Origin of the sequence: Streptomyces sp. N35, from assembly GCF_016464295.1 — a bacterium.
Taxonomy (GTDB): Bacteria; Actinomycetota; Actinomycetes; order Streptomycetales; family Streptomycetaceae; genus Streptomyces.
Genome location: NZ_JAEIMH010000069.1, coordinates 42,275 through 48,079 on the forward strand (window position 1 = coordinate 42,275; position 5,805 = coordinate 48,079).

The following is a 5,805-nucleotide window of genomic DNA, read 5'->3' on the forward strand; positions in this document are numbered from 1 at the left end:
ACGGGCGAGGACTCCAGGAGTCCTCGCCCGTTCCCGTTCCCGCTCTCACGAACCACCGACCGTCGACCGCCGACCGATGACCGCCGACCGCTAGTCGCCGATGTGGAAGACGATCTGGTGCAGGTAGACGATCTTGGTGTCTCCTCCGTCCGGGGCATCCGGGTTCGGCGCGTCGGACTGGAAGTAGAACTGCGGTGACTTGGCGCCGCCGAGCTCGCCCTTGTCCTGGAGCTCCGCCAGTTCCTTGACGAAGGTATTGGCGTCCGGCGTCGTGGTGCCGAGCTTGTCCGCGAGGTCGCCGCCGACAACCACCTTGAGACGGTTGTCGTCGAGCATGACGTTTGTCGCTGCCCCGGTCGCGCTGTCCGGCACGAAGGTGGGCTCCGTCTCGCCGCCCTCGCACTGGTAGTGGCCGAGGACAAGTCCCATTGTCGTGTTCGGCGCCTCACCGCCGAAGGTGACCGACTCGACCGCACCGTAGGGGCCCTGGCCGTCGCCGGAGCAGACCGAGTCGGCCGGGTCCTCACCGCCCTTGCCGCCTCCGCCACCCTTGCCGTCTCCGCCGTCCTTGCCGCCGGAGCCGGCGTCCTTGCTCGCGTCGGGCGCGGGCGTACCCGGCTTGTCCCCTGCGGGCTTCGACGGCTTCTCGGTCGGCGAGGCGGTCGCGGTCGGCTTGCTCCCGCCGGCCGCCCCGTCGTCTTCACTCGGCTGGCAGGCCGTGGTGGTCAGGAGGGCGGCGAGGGCAAGGGCCCCCAGGGCGAAGCTCTTCCGGCTCTTACGGCCAGCGCTCATGGTGATCCCCCGATGTCTAGGGCCGGCCGCATGGTGGGGCGTGGTCCGGCCTGCTTGGCCCGACCCACTCGGTCCGACCGGCGAGCAGATTCTGCCCCGGCCGGATCACCGATCCATCCTCGCCCGCGCGATCGTTACCGATCACGGACATGGAAGGAACACTTCCGTTCCCTCCCGCCCGCCCTCTCCCCGTACTTCAGGTAACCCCACCCCACCTGCGCTCCCACCCGATCCCCCGACGGGAAACCAACCGGCCCGCACTCACCCGCACTGCCAGAGGAACCGCCCCTCCTTCCCGTCCGGCGACAGGAAGGCATACCCCACCCCCATGTCCCCGAAGTTGACGTAGAACGGCAGCCCCGCCGAGTCCAGCTGAGCTATCAACTGCCAGTCGGGGCCGGGGTGCTCACCGCCCTGCAGCCAGTTCGGCTGAACGTCCGGGCCGCCCAGGAACTGCCACTCCTCCCCGTCCGGCGCCCGCTCCACCGCCCGCGGGACGAAATCCTCGCCCGCCGAGGGTCCCGAACCCGCCGCCTCGACCGTGACGAAGTCCGGGACACGGCCCGCCGGCTGGACGACCAGCGCGTTCTCCCCGCCTTCCGGTTCCCACGTCGCCTCACCGCCGGCCTGCGAAGCCGTCATGAAGAGATAGCCGAGCCGGCCGTCGCCGAGCTCGAACTGGCCCAGGAACTCCATGGGCTCACCGCTCTCCCGCGAGAGCGGCCACTGCGGCTCATCGAGCCAAACGGGCTGACCGCCGACCTTGGTGACCGGCCGGCGCACCGCGGTGTCCGCGGGGACGAATTCGACGGGCACGGGCATGAGGGACTCCTTGTGAGGGCACGAGGACTCGACTCCCTTCACGCTAACGGGCCCCACTGACAACGCCCTTCGGCCTGCGGGGATACTGGCGGCGATCACCACACCCGGCACAGAGGAGGCACCCGGCATGACCGCCGACCACCGCATCGGTCCGCCACTGACCGGCGGCGAACGCGAGACCCTGCGCGCCTTCCTCGACTACCACCGGGCGACCCTCGCCATGAAATGCGAAGGACTCACGGACGAGGAGCTGCGGCAGCGCTCGATGCCGCCGTCCACGCTCTCGCTGCTCGCTCTGGTGCGGCATATGGCGGAGGTGGAACGCGCCTGGTTCCACCGGGCGTTCGAGGACCCCGACGCGCCCATGGTGTGGTCCGACGAGATCGACTTCCAGGCCGCGTACGACGCGAGCGCCTCCACCCGGGCGGAGGCCTTCGGCGCCTGGGAGGCGGAGGTCGAGCGGTCGCGCCGGATCGAGAAGGCTGCCGATTCGCTCGATACGACCGGATACCAGCCGCGCTGGGACAAGGAGATCTCGCTGCGGATGGTGATGGTGCACGTCCTGCTCGAGTACGGACGGCACAACGGCCACGCGGACTTCCTGCGTGAGGGCGTCGACGGGACCACCGGGGCCTGAGCGGTCCTCACCCCGGAGGGCCTCAGGCTGTCCTCACCCCGGAGGACCTCAGGCGGTCCCCGCCCCGGAGGAGCTCAACCCGCCTTGGCCACACCTCCGTTCCCGTCCCCGTTCCCGAGCACCCTCTCCAGGGCGTCGAAGGTCACCCCGCACCCGGTGAGGACATCCCGTACGACCCCCGGCCGTGCCGCCATCGCGAGCAGCAGGTGCTCGTCCCCGATGGACTTCTCCTTGCGCGCCAGGGCCACCCGCAGCGACTGCTCCAGGACCGACTTCGCCTCCCGCGTGAACGGGCGGTGGCCCGAACCGGCCCACAGGCGCCGCCCCCGCGGCCGGCCGTGCGCCAACGCGCCCTCGCCGTGCGCCTCTTCGACCCGCGAGACGATCGCGCCGACATCGATCCCGAGCCCGGCCAGCGCCTCGGCGTCCGCCGCCGAGACCCCGCCCCGACGCCGCGCCTCCTCCAGACCGGAGACCACCGCCTCCGGCCGCACCCCGAGGGCCGAGAGCGCGAACGCGCCCTTCGTGCCCCGGGCGTCGAGCAGCGCGAGCAGCAGATGCCCCGGCTCGACCTCGGCGGCGCCCCCGCGTTCCGCATGGGCCACCGCGCCCTCGACCACGCCCCGGGCGCCCTCCGTGAACCGCTCGAACATCACTGCCTCCCGTACTTCTTGTGGACGGCCTGCCTGCTCACCCCGAGCACGGCGGCGATCTCCTGCCAGGACCAGCCCTGGTTGCGCGCACTGCGCACCTGGACCGCTTCGAGCTGTTCGAGCAGGCGCCGCAGTGCGGCCACCGCCCGCAGCCCGACCCTGGGGTCGCGATCGCCCGCCCGCTCGGCGAGATCCGTTGCTTCGGTCATGGTGTCAATTTAGGTTGACAGCCCTCGCATGTCAACCCGAGTTGACATGACGGAGAGCTGACAAGGCCGGAGAAACGGCGAAGGCCCGCCCGCGCCGAGCGCGGACGAGCCTTCGTACAGGTGCGACGAGCCTTCGTGCAAGGAGATGCGACCAGGAAAAGCGCGAGGTCAGACGGACAGCACCAGCTTCCCGAAGAGCTCGCCCGACTCCATGCGCGCGAACGCGTCCCGCGCCCGGTCGAGCGGCAGGATGTCGTCGATGACGGGGCGTACCCCCGTGGCGGCGCAGAAGGACAGCAGGTCCTCCAGCTCGTCCTTGCTGCCCATCGTCGAGCCCACGATCTTCAGCTCGAGGAAGAAGATCCGGGTCAGCTCGGCATGCGAGGGGCGGTCACCACTCGTGGCACCCGAGATCACCAACGTGCCGCCCGGGCGCAGGGACTTGACGGAGTGCGACCAAGTGGCGGCGCCGACCGTCTCGATGACGGCGTCCACCCGCTGGGGCAGGCGGGCGCCCGGTTCCACGGCCTCGACCGCGCCGAGCTCGATCGCCCGCTTGCGCTTGGCCTCGTCCCGGCTGGTCGCGAAGACCCGCAGCCCCGCCGCCTTGCCGAGCACGATCGCGGCGGTCGCGACACCACCGCCCGCGCCCTGCACGAGGACCGAGTCCCCGGGCCGTACACCGGCGTTGGTGAAGAGCATGCGGTACGCGGTGAGCCAGGCGGTCGGCAGACAGGCGGCCTCGGCGAAGCTGAGCTCCTTGGGCTTGGGCAGCACGTTCCAGGTGGGCACGGAGACCTGTTCGGCGAACGTGCCCTGGTAGCGCTCGGTGAGGATCGAGCGGGGCTCCTTGGGGCCGACCCCGTGGCCGGACTGGCCGATGACCGAGTGCAGGACGACCTCGTTGCCGTCCGCGTCGATCCCGGCCGCGTCACAGCCGAGGATCATCGGGAGCTTGTCCTCACCGAGGCCCACACCCCTCAGCGACCAGAGGTCGTGGTGGTTGAGTGATGCGGCCTTGACGTTGATGGTCGACCAGCCCTCGCGGGCGGCGGGCGCGGGGCGCTCGCCCAACTCGAGCCCGTCGAGCGGCTGATCACGGTCGATGCGTGCGGCATAGGCGGCGAACATGCTGGTGACGATATTGCCGAGGCGGGGCGGGGCGGAACCGCGCCACGGTGTGACACAGCCCGCACCCGCCCTGCCGGACCGGCGCTAATCCCTCCGGTACTGCGCTGCCGACCCCTTGGTCCCCGGGTCCTCGTACGAGCCCGTCTTACCGCGGTCCACATGGAACGTGGTCAGCGTCGACACCGGCGAAACCGGGTCCCTGCGGTCCCCGATCACCCGCATGTGCGTACTGAAGCGCTCAGGCGTGACCTCGTACACGTCGTAGCCGTAGCGGTTGCCCTCGAAGTACTTCAGGTGCGGGTTGGCCTTGCCCATGAGCGGGCCGTTGGCGGCGTTCCAGTCCGCCGAGTACGCGCCCGACGTGACCGAGTGCGCGGTGAACTCCGTGCCCACGAGCGGGGAATCGGCTTGGTCGAAGTCGACCCGGACGTCGTCCACAAACGCCGAGTGCCAGTCACCGGTCAGCACCACCAGGTCCTCGAGCCCGCTGCTGTGCACATGGCCGAGTACCTCGCGCCGCTCGGCGAGGAAGCCGTCCCACTGGTCGGTGAACATGAAGCCGCCGCCGGGCCGTCCGCGCAGCTGGCTCAGCATGATCGAGTTGGCCCAGACGTGCCAGGCGTCGGGCGCCTTGTCGATGCCCTGCTTCAGCCAGCTCTTCTGGTCCGCGCCGAGGATCGTGCCGTCGGGCAGGTTCTGCGCCGAGCGGTACGAGCGCAGGTCGAGCACGGTCAGTTCGAGCAGCTCGCCCCAGCGGCGCACCCGGTGGATCTCCGGGTCGGGAAGCGCCATCGAGCCGAACGAGTCCCGGTGCGGCATGTGCTCGTACCAGGCCTGGTACGCGGCCGCCCGCCGCTTCATGAACGGCGCCCCGCCGCCCGTACCGCTGTAGTCGTTGACGACCTCGTGATCGTCCCAGGTGAGGAACCACGGGTGCGCGGCGTGCGCCTCACGCAGCGAGCGGTCGCCCTTGTAGAGGGCGTGCCGCTTGCGGTAGTCGCCGAGGGTGAGGATCTCGGGTCCGTCGTGGTCACGGACATGGCTCTCGGGTACGCCGCCGACCTGGCCGTGCTCGTAGATGTAGTCGCCGAGGTGGATGACGAAGTCGAGGTTCTCGCGGGCAATGCCGCGATGCGCCGCGTAGTAACCGTCGTGGAACGCCTGGCAGTTGGCGGTCGCGAAGACCGCCTTCCCGATACGTCCCGCGGGCGCCGTCTTCGTACGGCCGATGCGGCTGGACTTGCCCAACGCGCGGAACCCGTACCAGTAGTGGCGGCCGGGACGCAGCCCGTCCACCGCGACGTGCACGCTGTGGCCGAGCGTCGCCGACGCCGAGGTCGTGCCGCGGGCGACGACCCGGCGCAGCCGCGGGTCCTCGGCGACGGTCCAGTGCACCTCGACGACCTCGGGCAACTGCTGCTCGGCGGCGAGGGGTTCGGGCGCGAGTCTCGTCCACAGGAGCACCGAGTGCGGCTGCGGGGCGCCGGGGGGGGCGCCGGGCGTGAAGGGCGCCGGGTCGGAGGCGGCGCCGCGGGCCCCGGGGGGCCCCGCCCCCCCCGGC

General features: G+C 71.0%; 7 protein-coding genes. 1 reads left to right on the forward strand and 6 read right to left on the reverse strand.

Features of this window, described 5'->3' with window-relative positions:
• Positions 1 to 90 precede the first annotated feature (90 nt).
• Positions 91 to 792: a hypothetical protein gene (locus JAO81_RS30835; RefSeq protein ID WP_199551245.1), complete on the reverse strand. Its 702-nt coding sequence runs from the start codon at positions 790 to 792 to the stop codon at positions 91 to 93.
• A 261-nt stretch (positions 793 to 1,053) separates the two neighbouring features.
• On the reverse strand, positions 1,054 to 1,614 hold the full coding sequence (locus tag JAO81_RS30840; RefSeq protein WP_199551246.1) for a hypothetical protein: 561 nt from the start codon (positions 1,612 to 1,614) through the stop codon (positions 1,054 to 1,056).
• A 127-nt stretch (positions 1,615 to 1,741) separates the two neighbouring features.
• Here JAO81_RS30840 and JAO81_RS30845 point away from each other — a divergent pair, with 127 nt between their 5' ends.
• The gene (locus JAO81_RS30845) at positions 1,742 to 2,251 is read left to right on the forward strand and encodes a DinB family protein (protein ID WP_199551247.1); all 510 of its coding nucleotides are present in this window, start codon (positions 1,742 to 1,744) and stop codon (positions 2,249 to 2,251) included.
• A gap of 74 nt (positions 2,252 to 2,325) precedes the next feature.
• Here JAO81_RS30845 and JAO81_RS30850 read toward each other — a convergent pair whose 3' ends face one another.
• The 4 genes from JAO81_RS30850 to JAO81_RS30865 all read right to left on the reverse strand — a co-directional run.
• Entirely contained in the window at positions 2,326 to 2,904 is a 579-nt protein-coding gene (locus JAO81_RS30850) for a Clp protease N-terminal domain-containing protein (RefSeq protein WP_199551248.1), read from the reverse strand.
• Entirely contained in the window at positions 2,904 to 3,113 is a 210-nt protein-coding gene (locus tag JAO81_RS30855; RefSeq protein WP_199551249.1) for a helix-turn-helix domain-containing protein, read from the reverse strand. Before JAO81_RS30855 ends, JAO81_RS30850 begins: the two co-directional genes overlap by 1 nt.
• Positions 3,114 to 3,281: 168 nt before the next feature.
• On the reverse strand, positions 3,282 to 4,244 hold the full coding sequence (locus tag JAO81_RS30860; protein ID WP_199551250.1) for a zinc-binding dehydrogenase: 963 nt from the start codon (positions 4,242 to 4,244) through the stop codon (positions 3,282 to 3,284).
• Positions 4,245 to 4,328: 84 nt separating this feature from the next.
• Positions 4,329 to 5,805: alkaline phosphatase (locus JAO81_RS30865; RefSeq protein ID WP_199551251.1), on the reverse strand; the 1,477-nt coding region annotated here is incomplete at its 5' end.

Excerpts from the sequence above, each read along its gene's own strand:
- JAO81_RS30835 (WP_199551245.1), bottom strand. The coding sequence starts at position 792 with ATGAGCGCTGGCCGTAAGAGCCGGAAGAGCTTCGCCCTGGGGGCCCTT.
- JAO81_RS30840 (WP_199551246.1), bottom strand. The coding sequence starts at position 1,614 with ATGCCCGTGCCCGTCGAATTCGTCCCCGCGGACACCGCGGTGCGCCGG.
- JAO81_RS30845 (WP_199551247.1), top strand. The coding sequence starts at position 1,742 with ATGACCGCCGACCACCGCATCGGTCCGCCACTGACCGGCGGCGAACGC.
- JAO81_RS30850 (WP_199551248.1), bottom strand. The coding sequence starts at position 2,904 with ATGTTCGAGCGGTTCACGGAGGGCGCCCGGGGCGTGGTCGAGGGCGCG.
- JAO81_RS30855 (WP_199551249.1), bottom strand. The coding sequence starts at position 3,113 with ATGACCGAAGCAACGGATCTCGCCGAGCGGGCGGGCGATCGCGACCCC.
- JAO81_RS30860 (WP_199551250.1), bottom strand. The coding sequence starts at position 4,244 with ATGTTCGCCGCCTATGCCGCACGCATCGACCGTGATCAGCCGCTCGAC.